This window comes from Variovorax paradoxus, assembly GCF_024734665.1.
Classification (GTDB): domain Bacteria; phylum Pseudomonadota; class Gammaproteobacteria; order Burkholderiales; family Burkholderiaceae_C; genus Variovorax.
Map to the genome: position 1 here is coordinate 2,209,876 of NZ_CP102931.1, position 15,821 is coordinate 2,225,696.

The 15,821-nt window shown below is 67.0% G+C and carries 16 protein-coding genes; 8 read left to right on the forward strand and 8 right to left on the reverse strand.

Features of this window, described 5'->3' with window-relative positions:
• The first annotated feature begins 22 nt into the window (after positions 1-22).
• On the forward strand, positions 23-1,273 hold the full coding sequence (locus tag NWF24_RS10340; protein WP_258354080.1) for a glycosyltransferase family 61 protein: 1,251 nt from the start codon (positions 23-25) through the stop codon (positions 1,271-1,273).
• Here NWF24_RS10340 and NWF24_RS10345 read toward each other — a convergent pair whose 3' ends face one another.
• Complete coding sequence (locus NWF24_RS10345; protein WP_258354081.1) at positions 1,274-2,299, reverse strand: AraC family transcriptional regulator; 1,026 nt, start codon at positions 2,297-2,299, stop codon at positions 1,274-1,276.
• Between the two features lie 110 nt (positions 2,300-2,409).
• Between NWF24_RS10345 and NWF24_RS10350 the strand changes: the two genes are divergently transcribed.
• The 7 genes from NWF24_RS10350 (at position 2,410) to NWF24_RS10380 (ending at position 8,771) form a co-directional block, all read left to right on the forward strand.
• The gene (locus tag NWF24_RS10350) at positions 2,410-3,969 is read left to right on the forward strand and encodes a long-chain-fatty-acid--CoA ligase (RefSeq protein ID WP_258354082.1); all 1,560 of its coding nucleotides are present in this window, start codon (positions 2,410-2,412) and stop codon (positions 3,967-3,969) included.
• Between the two features lie 40 nt (positions 3,970-4,009).
• Positions 4,010-5,194 (forward strand): lipid-transfer protein, encoded by a 1,185-nt coding sequence (locus NWF24_RS10355; protein WP_097198820.1) that lies wholly within the window; start codon positions 4,010-4,012, stop codon positions 5,192-5,194.
• 13 nt (positions 5,195-5,207) lie between these two features.
• Positions 5,208-5,648 carry a MaoC family dehydratase N-terminal domain-containing protein gene (locus tag NWF24_RS10360; RefSeq protein WP_258354083.1) on the forward strand — a complete coding sequence of 147 codons (441 nt, stop codon included), beginning with the start codon at positions 5,208-5,210 and terminating at the stop codon, positions 5,646-5,648.
• A 14-nt stretch (positions 5,649-5,662) separates the two neighbouring features.
• Positions 5,663-6,082 carry a MaoC family dehydratase gene (locus NWF24_RS10365; RefSeq protein ID WP_093080210.1) on the forward strand — a complete coding sequence of 140 codons (420 nt, stop codon included), beginning with the start codon at positions 5,663-5,665 and terminating at the stop codon, positions 6,080-6,082.
• A gap of 25 nt (positions 6,083-6,107) precedes the next feature.
• Positions 6,108-6,938 (forward strand): SDR family NAD(P)-dependent oxidoreductase, encoded by an 831-nt coding sequence (locus tag NWF24_RS10370; protein WP_258354084.1) that lies wholly within the window; start codon positions 6,108-6,110, stop codon positions 6,936-6,938.
• A gap of 2 nt (positions 6,939-6,940) precedes the next feature.
• Positions 6,941-7,729 (forward strand): enoyl-CoA hydratase-related protein, encoded by a 789-nt coding sequence (locus NWF24_RS10375; protein ID WP_258354085.1) that lies wholly within the window; start codon positions 6,941-6,943, stop codon positions 7,727-7,729.
• A 100-nt stretch (positions 7,730-7,829) separates the two neighbouring features.
• Positions 7,830-8,771, forward strand: a complete 942-nt coding sequence (locus NWF24_RS10380; RefSeq protein ID WP_258354086.1) for a LysR family transcriptional regulator — start codon at positions 7,830-7,832, stop codon at positions 8,769-8,771.
• Positions 8,772-8,776: 5 nt separating this feature from the next.
• Here NWF24_RS10380 and NWF24_RS10385 read toward each other — a convergent pair whose 3' ends face one another.
• The 7 genes from NWF24_RS10385 to NWF24_RS10415 all read right to left on the reverse strand — a co-directional run bounded on the left by NWF24_RS10385 (position 8,777) and on the right by NWF24_RS10415 (position 15,781).
• On the reverse strand, positions 8,777-9,784 hold the full coding sequence (locus NWF24_RS10385; RefSeq protein WP_258354087.1) for an isopenicillin N synthase family dioxygenase: 1,008 nt from the start codon (positions 9,782-9,784) through the stop codon (positions 8,777-8,779).
• A gap of 34 nt (positions 9,785-9,818) precedes the next feature.
• Positions 9,819-10,640: an ABC transporter permease gene (locus NWF24_RS10390; protein ID WP_258354088.1), complete on the reverse strand. Its 822-nt coding sequence runs from the start codon at positions 10,638-10,640 to the stop codon at positions 9,819-9,821.
• The gene (locus tag NWF24_RS10395) at positions 10,640-11,470 is read right to left on the reverse strand and encodes an ABC transporter ATP-binding protein (RefSeq protein ID WP_258354089.1); all 831 of its coding nucleotides are present in this window, start codon (positions 11,468-11,470) and stop codon (positions 10,640-10,642) included. Before NWF24_RS10395 ends, NWF24_RS10390 begins: the two co-directional genes overlap by 1 nt.
• Positions 11,467-12,495, reverse strand: coding sequence for an adenosine deaminase (locus NWF24_RS10400; RefSeq protein ID WP_258354090.1), 1,029 nt, complete (start codon positions 12,493-12,495; stop codon positions 11,467-11,469). The genes NWF24_RS10395 and NWF24_RS10400 overlap by 4 nt, the downstream gene beginning before the upstream one ends.
• Before the next feature lies 1 nt (position 12,496).
• Positions 12,497-13,627, reverse strand: a complete 1,131-nt coding sequence (locus tag NWF24_RS10405; RefSeq protein ID WP_258354091.1) for an ABC transporter substrate-binding protein — start codon at positions 13,625-13,627, stop codon at positions 12,497-12,499.
• A 179-nt stretch (positions 13,628-13,806) separates the two neighbouring features.
• Positions 13,807-14,739, reverse strand: coding sequence for a DUF2167 domain-containing protein (locus tag NWF24_RS10410; protein ID WP_258354092.1), 933 nt, complete (start codon positions 14,737-14,739; stop codon positions 13,807-13,809).
• A gap of 109 nt (positions 14,740-14,848) precedes the next feature.
• Positions 14,849-15,781 (reverse strand): LysR family transcriptional regulator, encoded by a 933-nt coding sequence (locus tag NWF24_RS10415; RefSeq protein WP_258354093.1) that lies wholly within the window; start codon positions 15,779-15,781, stop codon positions 14,849-14,851.
• Positions 15,782-15,821: the final 40 nt, after the last annotated feature.

Below are 15,821 nucleotides of genomic sequence, written 5' to 3' on the forward strand. Positions count from 1 at the left end.
GTCATTTTTGTAGACCACGCCGATGACCGAAGAAAAGATTGGTTTTGAACATCTCACGCCAGCGAGTCACGGAGTGACTTACCGCGAGTTGCGGGCAGCCCAGGCATCCAGCGCGCTTTCGCCGCTCTTCACCCTTGGTGGCGTTCCCGCTTCAGTTGGCCAGTTCTATTACGGCGAGCAGCATCTGCAGCCCGTGGGCGTGTTCGAACTGGAAGAAGTCGACGTCACCTCGCATGGGTTGATCGCGCGAGATGGACGTTTCTTGGTGTCGGAACGCATGAATATGAGCGAAGATGCCGTCAGGGAGTGCGCTCTCTATGGTGAGCTCAGCGCGCATCGCGCACCTGCGCACTCCATCGCCGAGCCGGTTGTCATGCTGGCGGGGCCGGGCCATCTGATCTGGGGCCATTGGATCGCGGATTTCCTGCCGAAGCTGTTCGTCCTGCAGGCTGCGGGTATAGACATCGATCGTGCGCAGTACCTGATCCCGCGCAACACACCTGCGTTCGCGCTGCAACTGCTTGCCCTCCTGGGTATCGGCGAGAAGCAACTCGTCAGCTATGAGCCCTACTCGGAGACGCTGCACCTGCGCCGGCTGATCGCGCCCACGCTCACGCGGTGCGCGAGCCGTGCTCATCCCGCGCTGGGAGAGGCGGCGAAGTTTCTGCTCGCACGGATCGAGGCTGGAAACGGGCCGCTGGTGCCTCCGCCGGACTGCGAGCGCATTTTTCTATCGCGCCGCGCCGCTGGCCGGGACGGCAGGATGCTGGTGAACCGCGAGGATGTCGAAATCTGGGCGCAAGCCGCAGGCTTTCGCATCGTGCAACCGGAACAGATGCCGCTGCTGCAGCAGATCGCCTTGTTCAAGGGGGCGCGCCAGATCATTGGCGAATATGGCTCAGGCCTTCACAACAGCATCTTCTCGCCAGCTGGGGCGGTGGTCTGCGCGCTCAGGGCAAGCGCCATCCATCCTGGTTTTCTCCAGTCGGGCATCTGCCAGGCGATGGGGCAGGCCATCAGCTATGTCTTCGGCCCGGCTGACGCCGCCGACGTGGAGCAGCGTTTCGAGATCGACCGGCCGGACTTTGAGATGGCCTTGCGTCTGCTGCAGTTGCACGCAGCCGATATCGCCAAGGCCTCGCCCGGTGTGCAAGCTCTACCGCCTGCCGCACCGACGCCCGGGCACTTCGCCGAGCCTCTCCGCGCGTTGCTGCGTCGCCTTCGCCTGAAGGGAGCAAAGGCGCCGAGCGCTGGCGGGAGCGCCGCAGGGTAGTCAGGGGGGCGGTCCGGCTCGCCGGTACGACCCCGGCGCGCCGCCCGTCCACGCCTTGAACGCCCGCTGGAACGCCGCGCTGTCGGCAAAGCCCAGCTCCTCGGCCAGTGCCGCGAGCGGCACGGTGCTGGTGTTGAGCCGCACGATGGCAAGGTCGCGCCGCAACTGGTCTTTCAGCGCCTGGAACGAGGTGCCCTCGGTCGCCAGGTGCCGCTGCAGCGTGCTGACCGACATGTGCAGCACGCTCGCCGTGGCCGCCAGGTCGGCCCATGCCGGGCGGTGCTGCTGCAGCACCGCACGCACCCGCGCGCTCACCGCCTGCTCGGCCAGCCGCGGCAGGATCACATTGGCCGGCGCGGCCGCCAGAAAAACCTGCATCTCCTGCGCGTCGCGGTGCACCGGCGTTTCGAGCGCGCTGGCGTCGAACCACACGGCCGACAGCGGCTGGCCGAACTGCAGCGGCCCCGGGAACACCTTGGCGTAGCCGTCCGCATAGGGCGGCAGCTCGAAACCGAAGTCGAAGCGGCGCGCCACCAGCCGGCCGCCGTGCAGCCACGCGAACAGCCGCCAGTACACCCGCAGCATCAGCTCGTGCAGAAAGTTCTGGTGCGTGGCGGGCTGGATGTTCAGCCTCACGCCGAAGCCCGCGAGCGGGCCTTCGTGCAGCAGCACCAGCGAGAGGTCGTCCTGCAGCAGGCTGAAGGTGTGAGCCACACGGCGCAGCGCCACCTCGAAGGTGCGCGCGCCCAGCGTGGAGCGCGTCATCAGCGCAAAGCTGCCGCGGCGCAGGCGCCGGGTGAGAAAGCCCAGTGCCTCGTCGTCCATCCGGTCCATCAGCAGTGCGAAGAGCGCCACGTACTGCTCGGCGGTGATGCGCGCGCCGGTTTCGTCGAGCAACGCGGGTGCGATGCCCGCGTCTTCCAGTGTCGTGTCGATATCGACCAGCGCCTCGCCGCCGCGCGCACGAATGCCCGACAGCATGCCGTGGACGAAGGCGATCGGAATGGTGACGGGCGGTTGCAGCATCTCTCTGTCGATTGACGTTTTCTGCCATGCGATCGAAGCGAAGTGCAATCGCCGGGCAGCCGCCGGATTTCTACCATGCGGCTACACAAGAACGAGACGGAGACAAACCCATGTACCTCACCCAGGGCCTTCACCGGGCCGTGCAGCAGCGCCCCGATGCCATCGCCGTGCGTTTTGCCGGCCGTGCACGGAGCTTTCGCGACTTTGCCGAACGGGTCGCGCGCCTTGCTGGCGCGCTGCAGCGGCTGGGCATGCAGGCGGGCGACCGCGTTGCCATGCTGTCGCTCAACTCCGACCGCTATCTCGAATACCAGATGGCCGTGCCCTGGGGCGGCGGCGTGCTTAACCCCTGCAACATCCGCTGGTCGGCCGCCGAGATTCTTTACTCGCTGGAAGACTCGGGCTCCAGCATCCTGCTGGTCGACGAGACCTTCCGGCCCGTGGTCGAGCAGATGCGCGGCCAGTCGAAGAGCCTGCGCGAAGTCGTCTACTGCGGCGACGGCCCGGTGCCGCCCGGCATGCACAGCTACGAAGGCCTGATCGACGCCGCCCAGCCGGTGCCTGATGCCGTGCGCCGTGGCGAGGACCTGGCCGGCATCTTCTACACCGGCGGTACCACCGGTTTCCCCAAGGGCGTGATGCTGAGCCACACCAACATCTGCAACTCGGCACTCGCAGCGCAGGCCGAAGGCCTGGCCCCGGCCGGCGGCTGCTACCTGCATGCCGCGCCGATGTTCCACCTGGCTGACATGGGCCTGGCCACGCCGCACTGGTTTGCGGGCAACACGCACGCGATCATTCCGATGTTCACGCCCGAGGGCGTGCTCAACGCCATCGAGCGTGACCACGTCACCAGCCTGCTGCTGGTACCCACCATGATCCAGATGCTGGTGGACCACCCCGCCATGCGGGAGCCGCGCGACCTGAGCAGCCTGAAGAACATCACCTACGGTGCCTCGCCAATCTCCGAGGCCGTGCTGAACCGCGCGATGGAGGCCTTTCCGGGTGTCGGGTTCGTGCAGGCCTATGGCATGACCGAGCTGTCGCCCATCGCTACGCTCAACCCCGCGTACTTCCACACGGCCGAAGGCCGCAAGCACGGCAAGCTGCGCTCGGCGGGCCGCGCCGCCGTGTGCATGGAAGTGCGCATCGTCGATGCCGACGACAAGGAGGTGCCGCGCGGCACCGTCGGCGAAGTGGCCGTGCGCGGCCCGAACGTGATGCAGGGCTACTGGAACAAGCCCGAGCAGACGGCGGCCGCGCTGCGCGACGGCTGGATGCACACCGGCGACGGCGCCTACATGGACGACGACGGCTTCATCTTCGTGGTCGACCGGCTGAAGGACATGATCATCAGCGGCGGCGAGAACGTCTATTCGGCCGAGGTAGAGAACGCCATCAACCAGCATCCCGCGGTGGCCGCCTGCGCTGTCATCGGCATTCCGAGCGAGGAGTGGGGCGAGGCGGTGCATGCCGCGCTGGTGCTCAAGCCGGGGCAGGCAATCAAGCCCGAGGAGCTGATCGCGCACTGCAAGACGCTGATTGCCAACTACAAGTGCCCGCGCAGCGTGGCTATCCTCGACGCGCTGCCGCTGTCGGGCGCCGGCAAGGTGCTGAAGACAAAGCTGCGCGAACCCTTTTGGCAAGACCGCCAGCGAGGCGTAGCCTGAGCCTGTCTGTTTTCTTATTCGAACCTCCAAGGAGCCTCTCATGAGTCAAGACGTCTATGTCGTCGGGGTCGGCATGATCCCGTTCACCAAGCCGGGCGCCAACCAGCCCTATCCGCAGATGGCCGCCCATGCCACGAATGCGGCGCTGAAAGACGCCGGCATCGGCTACGAGCTGGTGCAGCAGGCCTACGTGGGCTACGTGTACGGCGACTCCACCGCCGGGCAGCGCGCGCTGTATGAAGTGGGCATGACGGGCATTCCGGTCGTCAACGTCAACAACAACTGCTCCACCGGCTCGACCGCGCTGTTCCTCGCGCGCCAGGCCGTGGCCAGCGGCGCCGCCGACTGCGTGCTGGCGCTCGGCTTCGAGCACATGAGCCCCGGCGCGCTCGGCGCGGTGTTCAACGACCGGCCCAGCCCCTTCGACCATTTCGAAAGCATCACCGACGAGCTGGTCGGCAACGAGCAGGTGCCGCTCGCGCTGCGCTACTTCGGCGGTGCAGGGCTCGCGCACATGCAGCAGTACGGCACGCAGATGTCGACCTTCGCGAAGATCCGCGCCAAGGCCAGCCGCCATGCGTCGAACAACCCGGTGGCGCTGTTCCGCACCGTCGTCACCGAAGACGAGGTGATGGCCGCGCCCGTCATGTGGCCCGGCGTGATGACGCGGCTGATGGCCTGCCCGCCCACCTGCGGCGCAGCCGCGGCCATCGTGTGCTCGGCCCGCTTTGCCGAACGCCACGGGCTGGACCGCAGCGTGCGTATCAAGGCGCAGGCCATGACCACCGACCGGCCCATCACCTTCGAGAGCCGCGACATGCGCGAGGTGGTCGGCTTCAGCATGGCGCAGGAAGCCGCGCAGAAGGTGTACGACGCGGCCGGCGTCGGCCCGCAAGACGTGGACGTGGTCGAGCTGCACGACTGCTTCGCGCACAACGAACTCATCAGCTACGAGGCGCTGGGCCTGTGCCCGGTGGGCGGCGCCGAGAAGTTCGTGGTCGATGGCGACAACACTTATGGCGGCAAGGTGGTGACCAATCCGTCGGGCGGGCTGCTGTCGAAGGGGCATCCGCTCGGGGCCACGGGGCTGGCGCAATGCACGGAGCTGGTCCAGCAGCTTCGGGGCACAGCAGACAAACGGCAGGTCGAGGGTGCGCGGATGGCACTGCAGCACAACCTCGGGCTGGGCGGCGCCTGCGTGGTGACGCTCTACGAGCGCGTCTGAGAAAGGCCACCCGATGATCGACAAGAAATGGATCGGCCACGAGCTGCCGCCTTCGGTGCTGCCCATCGAGCGCAGCCGCCTGCAATTCTTCGCCAAGGCCATCGGCGAGACCGACCCCGTCTACACCGATGCCGCCGCCGCGCGTGACGCCGGCTACCTCGACCTGCCCGCACCGCCGACCTTCCTGTTCGCGGCCGAGCTCGACTCGGGTGCGTCCGACAGATTGCTGGCCGACCTGCAGATTCCGCTGTCGAAGCTGCTGCACGGCGAGCAGGGCTTCAGCTATCACCGGCCGGCCTGCGTGGGCGACACGGTGACGGTGCGCTCCACCATCACCGACATCTACGACAAGAAGAACGGTGCGCTCGAATTCGTCATCAAGACATCGCGCGCCACCAACCAGCGCGACGAACTGGTGGCCGAGCTGCGCACGGTGATCGTCTGCCGCCACTGAAGGAGCCCGCACCGATGAATGCCCTGACCTACGACGCCGTGAACATCGGCGACGAGCTGCCTTCGCTGCAGCTGCCGCCTGTGAACCGCACCACGCTCGCGCTGTTCGCCGGCGCCTCGGGGGACCACAACCCCATTCACATCGACACCGACTTCGCGCGCAAGGCCGGCATGCCCGACGTGTTCGCACAGGGCATGCTGGGCATGGCGTGGCTCGGGCGGCTGATCACGCAGTGGGCGCCCCAATCGCAACTGCGCCGTTTCGACGTGCGCTTCCAGGGCATCACACACCTGGGGCATGCGGTGCGGTGCAGCGGGCGCGTGGTCGAGAAGCTCGAGCACAACGGCGAGCGCTGCGTGCGCGTCGAGGTGCTCAGCGCCAACCAGTATGGGCAGACGCGCATTGCGGGCGAGGCGCTCGTCGCGCTGCGCTGACATCAACCGAAGAAAGAACAGAGACATGACACTCAAGCTCGGCGGCAAGGTCGCCCTCATCACAGGTTCGGGTCGCGGCATCGGCCGGGCCATCGCGCTCAAGCTCGCATCCGAAGGTGCGCGCATCGTCGTCAACGACCTCGATACCGGGCCGGCTGAAGAGACCATACAGGCCATCCGTGCTGCCGGCGGAGAAGCGGTGGCCTGCGTCGGCAGCGTGGCCGCACCGGACTTTGCCGAGCGCTTCGTCGGCACGGCGGTGAACGAATTCAAGGGTCTCGACATCATCGTCAACAACGCCGGCTACACCTGGGACAGCGTGGTGCAGAAGATGACCGATGAGCAGTGGTACGCCATGATCGACGTGCACCTCACGGCGCCGTTCCGCATCCTGCGCGCAGCGCAGCCGGTGATCCGCGCGCTGTCGAAGTCCGAGACCGAGGCGGGCCGGCGCGTTGTGCGCAAGGTGGTCAACATCTCGTCGGTGGCGGGGCTGTTCGGCAACGCGGGGCAGGCCAACTATTCGGCGGCCAAGGCCGGCATCGTCGGCATGACGCAGACGCTGGCCAAGGAGTGGGGCCGCATGAACGTCACCGTCAACTGCGTGGCCTTCGGCTTCATCCAGACGCGGCTGACCGCGAGCACCGCCGAGGCCACCACCGCGAACATCGAGGGCCGCGAGATCAAGGTGGGCATCAACCCGGGGCTGCTGGCGATGATGGAGCAGTCCATTCCGCTGGGACGCGGCGGCACGCCCGAAGAAGCCGCAGGCGCGGTGTACCTGCTGTGCGCGCCCGAATCCGACTACGTGAGCGGGCAGACGCTGATGTGCACCGGCGGGCTCACGGGGGTCTGAGCATGAACATCAGCGAAGGTATTGCCTGGGGCGTGGAAGAGGGCATCGGCCGCATCGTGCTGAAGCGGCCCGAGCGCGCGAATGCCCTTGGCTTGGTGAACGGGCGCGCGCTGGTGCGGGCCATCGACGAAGTGCTGGCGCAGAAGCCGCGCGTCGTCCTGCTGACCGGCGAGGGCAGGGTGTTCTGCGCCGGCGGCGCCATCGATGAATTCGTGGCGGCCGGCGAGGCGCTGCCCGAGTTGGTGAGCGAGATGCTGGACAGCCTGCATCCGGCATTGCTGCGCCTGTCGAACAACCCGGCACCGCTGGTCGTGGCGGTGAACGGAGCGGTGGGCGGCGCCGGCGTGGGGCTCGCGCTGTGCGGCGACTTCGTGCTCGCCGCCGAATCGATGAAGCTGCGCACGGGCTACGCGGCCATCGGGCTGTCGCCGGATGCGGGCGCCTCGTACTTCCTCGCGCGCCGCGTGGGGCCGGTGCGTGCGCAGCAATTGCTGATGCTGAGCGATGCCATCGACAGCCAGCGCTGCCTGGCGTGGGGCGCCGTCGATGCGCTCCACGCGGATGCCGAACTCGCAGCCGCCGCCGAAGCACTCGTCACGCGGCTCGCCCATGGCGCGAGCGGGTCGTTCGCGGCCATCAAGACCCTGTGCGCCGGTGTGCCGGGCCGGGCTTTCGATGAGCATCTGGCGCTGGAGCAGAAGCTGCTGCGCGAACGTGCCGGCAGCGCCGATGCGCGCGAGGGCGTGGCGGCGTTCGTAGCCAAGCGCGCGCCGCGCTTCACCGTTCGCTGAGGCACGGCGCCTGCATCGCATTCGCCGCGCCATGCGGATGGGATGCGTGCAAGAATCTCCGCGGCGCTTTCGCTTTGCGCCCAGCCCACGGAGTTTCTTCTTGAGTCTTGTCTCCACGACCTCGCTTCGGTACTTCGCCGAAGTCGTTCGCACCGGTTCGATCAGGGCGGCTTCCGAGAACCTGTACGTCGCGGCATCCGCCATCAGCAGGCAACTCGCCATGCTCGAGGACTCGCTGGGCGCACCTTTGCTGGAGCGGCGCCAGGGGCGCGGCAAGGTCAAGCTCACGGCGGCCGGCGAGATCTTGATGCGCTATCACAAGAACATCGTCAAGGAGTCCGGGCGGCTGCATTCCGAGATCGAGGCACTGCAGGGTCTCAAGCGGGGCCACGTCAATTTCGGCATGCCCGAATCGTTGACACGCGACTTCATGCCGCAGTTCTTCTCCGGCTTTGCCAAGCGCTATCCGGGCATCTCATTCAGCGTGAAGGTCAGCGGCAGTCCCACGCTGGCGGAGATGCTGCTGGAAGACGACCTCGACGCCTGCTTCACCTTCGGGGACATCGCATTCCAGGATCTTTCGATGGTCTATACGCGGTTGCTGCCGCTGTACGTGCTGGTGCCCACCGGGCATCCGCTCGAGGGCTACAAGTCGCTGCGGCTTTCGGATTGCGCCGAGTACAGCCTGTCGTCGCTCGACTCGTCGCTGTGGGCCAAGCAGCAGTACGACGAGATGCTCGCCAAGGCGAAGATCCGGCCGCGCATCGCTCTGGAGACCAATTCGTACGAACTCATGCGCAACGTGGCGGCCGAAGGCATGTGCCTCACGTTCACGACCACGCCGCTGGAAGACCCGTTCGGGCGTCCCAGGGCCGGCTCCTATGTGCCGCTGAAAGACCCGCGCGCCAGGCCGCAGCGCCTGGCGCTGTGCGTGCACAAGGGCCGCAGCCTGCCGATACCGGTGGCCGCATTTCTCTCGGAACTCACGGTTGCGCTGGAAGAGGCGGAGCAGCGCGCCGAACACCGGCGGCCCGCCGCCTGAAGCCCTTACCCCGCAGCAGCAAGCTCTGCAGGCGTCTTGTACTTCTGAACGGTCGCGAACCGCCGCACGAGGTAGTCGCCCGACTTGATGGGCGCATGCGTGGGCTCGCCTTCGCCGGGCGCGAACTCGGGCAGGCAGGCCACGGGCGTGTCGTAGTCGAGGTTGAAGAAGGTGGGGATCGAATAGCGCTCCTTGCCCGTGCGATTCGCGACGCGGTGCCTGTTGGACACGTAGACGTCGTTGGTCCACACCTTTACCAAGTCGCCCAGGTTGATGACCAGCGTGCCTTCGACGTAGGGCGCGGCCACCCACTCCCCGCCGCGCGTACACAGTTCAAGGCCGCCGATAGGGTCTTGTGCCAGCACGGTCAGCATGCCGTAGTCGGTGTGCGCGGCAGCGCCGAGCTCCAGGTTGGTGAACGACTCCTGCGGCGGATAGTGAAAGAGCCGCGACTGCACCATCGGCTTGGTGGCGTACTGCAGGAAGAAGCCTTCCTCCTTGCCGACAGCCGAGGCGAAGATCTTCAGCAGGTTGCGGCCGAGCGCGATGGTGGCGTTGAAGTACGCCATGGCCGCGGGCTCGAGCCAGGGCTTGTCCGCAGGCCAGCGGTTGGGGCCGTGCAGCGGCCGCCCGTCTGCCACGTCGGGGTCTGTCAGCGGCAGGTCCATGCCGAGTTCGTAGCTCTCCTTCAGGTCCGGCTTGTGGCCCGGATGCTGCGTGACGCCCATGGGCATGAAGCCGCGCCGGAAGCGCTCGTCGATCCGGTCCTTCAGGCGCTCCTCCATCGGCAGCGACATGTAGCGGCGGGTGGCGTCGAACACGGCGTCGATCACGGCCTGCGGCACCCCATGGTTCCTGACGTAGAAGAAACCGGTGTTGGTGCATGCGGCCTTGAACTGCTCGACCACCGGCCCGATCGGGCCGCCGGCCAGCCACGGGCCCAGGTCGAGAATCGGCATTTCTTGCGCGGAGGCCCTGCGGGGTGCCTCGAGCTTCTGTTCGTCTTGGATCATTGCGTTGCTCCTTTGTAGGGGTTGTGTTGTTGCTTCATGTGCCGCGAGACAGGTCGGTGAACGCATCCGCCCAGAACACCACGCGCCGCGCAATCGCCTTCATCAGCCCATGCAGCACGATGCCGATGGCCGAGAGAACGATGAGGATCGCGAACATGCCCGCCGCGTCCATCGAGAAATTGCGCTGCAGGATGAGATAGCCCAGCCCGGCCTGGGCGCCCACGAACTCGCCCACGATCGCGCCGATCACGGCCAGCACGATGCCGATGTCGAGCCCCGCGAACACATACGGCAGCGCATGCGGCAGCCGGACCATGCGGAACACATGCCAGGTAGACGCCGTGAATGCACGCATCAGGTCGATCTGGTCCCTGGGCGCCGAGCGAAGCCCGACGATCGTGTTGGCGAGCACCGGAAAGAACACGATGGTCGCGGTGATCACGACCTTCGACGTGGTGTCGAAGCCGAACCACAGCACGAACAGCGGCGCCACGGCCACCTTGGGCACGGTCTGGAACGCGACGACGTACGGGTAGAGCACCAGTTCGAGCAATGCGCTCTGGCCGATCAGCGCGCCGAGCAGGAAGCCCGCGAACGCGCCGAGCGCGAAGCCCGCAAGAATCTCGTAGAGCGTCACCCACAGGTGCGGCCACACCTCGCCCGACGAGAAGACGTCATAGATGGAGCGGGCCACGCCCGCGGGCCCCGGGAAGATCAGGTGCGAGATGCCCAACGCGCTCACCACGAGCTGCCATGTGGCAATCGCGGCCACGAAGACGGCCACGATCAGCGCCTTGCGCCGTGCGGGGGTGAGCCACGGCGTGGGCGGCTCGAAGTCGATGTTTTCAGTGCTCATCAGTCGAGCCCTCCACTGGCGTTGAGGTTGGCCCGGATGCCGCGGACATGGCTGCCGAACCGCTCGGTGTTGATGAGCTCCAGCGTGCGGGCGGCTGGCAGGTCGACGTCGATCACCTGCGTGACGCGCCCTGGCCGTGGCGACATGACGATCACGCGGTCGCCGAGGAACACGGCTTCCGGAATGCTGTGCGTCACCAGCATGATCGTGGCGCCGGTGCGTTCGCGCAGCTTCAGCAGTTCGACGTTCATGGTCTCGCGCGTCATGGCATCGAGCGCGCCGAAGGGCTCGTCCATCAGCAGCAGCATCGGGTCGTTGACCAGCGCCCGCGCAATGCCCACGCGCTGCTGCATGCCGCCGGAGAGTTCGCCGGGGTACTTGGTCTCGAAGCCAGCCAGCCCCACCAGGTGCAGGTAGTGGAGGGCGCGCTCGCGCGCGACCTTGGGGTCGCGTCCCTGGATCTGCGCGGGCACCAGCACGTTGTCGAGGATGTTGCGCCACGGCAGCAGCACGGGCGCCTGGAACACCACGCCGACGTCGCGGCTCGGCCCGGTGTGGCGCCGCCCGCCGAGCTCGACCGTGCCGCGGCTCGCGCGCTCGAGGCCGGCCAGGATGCGCAGCAAGGTGCTCTTGCCGCAGCCGCTCGGGCCGACCACGGTGACGAACTCACCGCGCTCGACGCTGAAGCTCACGTCATGCAGCGCGACCACATCCGCGCCGTCTTTCGATCGGAAGGTCTTGTGCAGGCCTTCGAAGCGGAACGCCGGGACTGCGCCCGATGCTTCCTGCAGCGTCGTCCGCCTTGGCGGAAATTGAACGATTGCGTTCATGCCGGTGCCTGCTCCGCGCCGTGGGCCACCCATGCATCGATGGCGCGAAGCGCGGCGCTGCGTTGCGGTGGCGTGATGAAGGCGGCCTCGAAGCTGTTGCGCGCCAGGCTCACCATGTCGTCGCGCCCGAGGCCGAGCGCCTGCTGGCACGCGAGGTAGTTGTCGTTGACGTAGCCGCCGAAGTAGGAGGGGTCGTCGGAGTTGACGGTCACGCACAGGCCCGCGTCCATGAGCCTGCGCAGAGGGTGCGCGGCCATCGAGGGCACCAACTGCAGCTTCAGGTTGGACAGCGGACACACCGTGAGCGGAATGCGCTGCTGTGCCAGTTGCGCGACGAGCGCGGGGTCGTCGAGACAGGCGTTGCCATGGTCCAGGCGCTGCACCTGCAGCAGCTCGACCGCTTCGCGCACATAGGCGGCCGGGCCTTCCTCGCCCGCATGTGCCACCACCTTGAAGCCGCGTTCGCGGCAGCGGCGGAAGAACTCGGCGAACTTCGAGGGCGGGTTGCCCACCTCCGCACCGCCAAGGCCGAAGCCCAGCAGCCGGTCGTACCAGGGGCGCAGGTCGTCGAGCAGCGCAAGCGCCTCGTCCTCGCTGCGGTGGCGCTGCACCACGACGATCAGGCCCGAGCTGATGCTGTCTTCGGCCTGCGCGGCATCCATGGCGCCGAGCACACCTTCCATCACCGCGGCCAGCGGCACTCCGCGGCTGGTGTGGCCTTGCACGCCCAGGAACATCTCCGCATGCAGCACGCGATCGGCGTGCGCGCGGCGCAGGTAGTCGCGCGTCACGTCGTGGAAGTCCTGCGGCTGGACGAGCACACGGCAGCCGTCGTAGTACAGGTTCAGAAAGTCCTGCAGGTCGGTGAAGCGGTAGGCGGCGCGCAGCTCTTCTTCCGTCTGCCAGCGGATGGCCACGCCGTTGCGCCGGGCCAGCCGCAGGAAAAGCCCGGGCTCGATCGAGCCTTCGATGTGCATGTGCAGTTCGGCCTTGGGCAGGCCAGCGATGAATTGTTCGGGTGTCACGTCACAGCCCCTTGCAGGCCTTGGCGGCCTCGATGACGGCGTTGCGATCGAAGCGGTTGATGGCCTCGACGAAGCCGGGCTTCAGGTAGAGCATCGACTCGGGCGGCAGCGTGCGCTTGATCAGGCCGTCCTTGAGCATCGCGTCCTGCATTCGGCCGTAGGCGGCCGGGCTCATCGCGCCGATCAGCTTGCCGCCGTTCATTGTCTGTGCGTCGGCCATCGTCTCGAGCTGCGTCCGCAGGAGCGCAAGGTCCCATTTGGCGAGCGTGGCTTCGTCAGCACCCGTGGGCTTGGCGCCGGGAAAGTGCTTCCAGTGGATCTGGCGGGCGCACTCGGGATCGGTCTGTGCGAACAGCGTTGCCTTGGCCGCGCCGCGCGCGATGGCCTCGACCATCGCCGGGTCGGCGTCGATGGTCTTCTGCATGGTGGCGAAGGTGAAGTCGGGCAGCGAGCGCCACGACGGATCGAACAATATGCGCATGTTCGCGCCCGCGTTCTGGAAGCCGGTGAGTGCGGAGCCCCAGAACATCAACGCCTGCACGCGGCCCGCGCGCATCGCCTCCAGCGCCGGCGCGCCGGCACCGGTGGCGATGATCTGCACGTCGGTGTCGGGGTTGACGCCGTTGGCGCGCAGGTAGCCCTTGAGCAGCGGCATGCCGCCCGTGCCCAGGCTGAAGATGCCGATCTTCTTGCCCTTGAGGTCCGCCACCGTCTTCACGGGGCTGTCCTGCGGCACGCCTACGCCCCAGTCGATCACGCCCGTGCCCATGAGCCCGCGCACGGCGACGTTGTTCTCGGTGTTGGCCTGGATCAGCCCGGTGGAGTTGATCTGCGCGAAATCGACGCCGCCAGCCACCATCTGCTGGATGCCCTGCAGCGAGCCGCCGGTGGTGACGATCTTCACGTCGTAGCCCTCGTCCTTCCAGTAGCCCAGCGCGATGGGCAGCGTCAGCCATGGGTAGGTGACGTTGACGACCTGGGTGCCCAGCGCGATGGTCACGGGCTTCAGCGGCTTGTTCTGGGCCTGCGCCACGGTGGCAGACAGCAGGAGGACCAGGGCGGCGAGCGCGGCCGCGGCCCGTGCGGCAAAGCGGGCGGGGTGGGCGAAGGCGAGTTTCAGATGGGGGGGCATGAACGATCCTGTGTTGGTCGGATCGTTGCGAGATTAGCCCTGGGAACCAATCGCTGTGGATCAATATTCCGTCAGCATTGTTCTGATTTTTCGCACATTGAATCGCCCGGCTCGCATGCTGTTCCGGTGCGGTTTGCAGCGCGTCGTGCGGAGGCTTGTCCGCACGCGGCTGCTGTTTGCTAGTTGCTGTTGCGCTTGAACAGCTTCGCGATGCCCCAGAGCGCCGCGCCGCCCGCCACCACGGCCAGCTTGGCGAACTTGGCCAGGAAGGCCAGGGCGATCGCGAACAGGCCCAGCTTCTTCACCGCCACGCCCGCCACCAGCGCGGCCAGGCCGTAGGCGGCGACCTTGTCGGTCGAGGAGTTGAAGTCCGCGTACTTCTTGCCGTCGTCGTACTGGATCGCGCCGAGCAGCTTGCTCGCGTCGGGCTTGTACTTGTCGAGGTCCTTCGCGTTGGTGATGAGGTTCAGGCTCAGATAGCCCTCGCGGCCCAGCGCGTAGGTGTTGTAGTTGACACCCTGGTTGCCGTCGGTGCTGCCCTTGCGCTGGGACAGGGCCGACCACACGAGGCGGTGCGATGCGGCCTCGTACTGCGGCTTCTGCGCCCAGCCCGTCACCTCGATGGCGGGAATGCCGCGCTTGGCGCGCTCCTCGTTGGCGGCCTCGGTGCCTTCCTTCAGGCTCTTGAGCAGGTCGTCGGCGTTCCAGTCCTTCGCATCGTCGTCCTTGATGTAGCCCTCTTTGACGAACTTCACGACGGCCATCCAGTCGGCGTCGTCGGCGGGGAAGACTACGCCGACGAAGGTGTCGTCGGTGCGGTTGCCCATGCTGCGCATCAACTGCGCGGCCGCTGGCGTCGGCACCCACACGTAGCCGGCGGGCAGCTGCAGGTGGGCCTGGTCCCGCAGCACAATGTCGGCGGGGCCGGCTCTCTGCACGGCCTTGGCGGCCTTGAATGCGGCGTCCTGTTCGGCTTCCAGTGAACTGGCGGTCGAAGCAGGGGCAGTGGTGGACGGGGTGGTTGGCGATGCGGCGTGAGCGGTGTTGTGCGCCACGAAAGCGGCGCACGCGAGCAGCACGCCGGCCGTCAGGCGGGCGGTTTGAATACGCAAGTTCTCTCTCCTCGGTTGTTGTCTGTTTGGCGAGCCGGGAGAGTTTAAGAGTTCAGGTATCGCTCCATTCATGCGTCTGCTCGAGATGCCGACGCTGGGTGTTCGCGCATCACGTGCTCAACCATCGCCCTTGCGGCCAGGCTCCGGATTGGACGGCCCGCCGCGCCTGCTCGATCAACAGATCCACAGCGCAGCGCACATGGCGTCCCGAGGGCCGGTTTGCCGGCAGCGCCAGCACGATGGTGCGCGCCACAGGCGGATCGGCAAGCGGGGCACCCGACAGCTTTCCGGTCTGCAGGTCTTCCGCCACGGCAATGGGAGGCAGGATTGTGAGCCCGTGTCCACCCAGCACCAGGCTGCGCTGGACGCTCAGCGCATTGGTCTCCGCGGAGATGTCCAGCGTGACGTTGCTCACCGCGCAGGCGTGCTCTACCAATGCACGAATGCCGTGCGGTGTGCTCGGCAGCACGAGCTTGCCGCCGGCAAGGCTCGCCAATGAAACCGGCGTGTCGCTTCGCAGCCCCGCCTTCTTCGAGCCGATGACCCACAGCGGCTCTTCGATCAACGGTGTGGTTTGCACCTCGGGCGAGCGTTCGGCGCCGTACAGCAGCGCCGCATCGACTTCCCCGGAAACCAGCCAACGCATCAGCGTGCCGGCATAGCCCATTGCAATGCGGATGCGTATGCCCGGATAGGCGCTGGCCAGCGCGGTGACCAGAGGGCTCGAGAGGGTGTCGATCGTGCTGGGCAGCAGGCCGAGCGTTACCAGCCCCGAGACTCCCGCACCGGTGCCGGCAATCTCGATGCGCGCCCTGTCGAGTTCCAGCATGGCGCGCCGCGCATATCCCGCCAGCGCATGGCCGGCATCGGTCAGGACCATGCCATGCCGCTCGCGCTCGAACAGCGGTGCGCCGACGTCTTCTTCGAGCAGGCGCAACTGGCGAGACACGGCGGGCTGCACCAGGTGCAGCACCTCGGCTGCGCGCGTCACGTTTCCGGTGTCGGCGACGGTCAGGAAAGCGCGGAGATGTTTCAGGTCCATGGAGCGATGCCGGATCGTGATGGAGGAATGCCGAGATTCT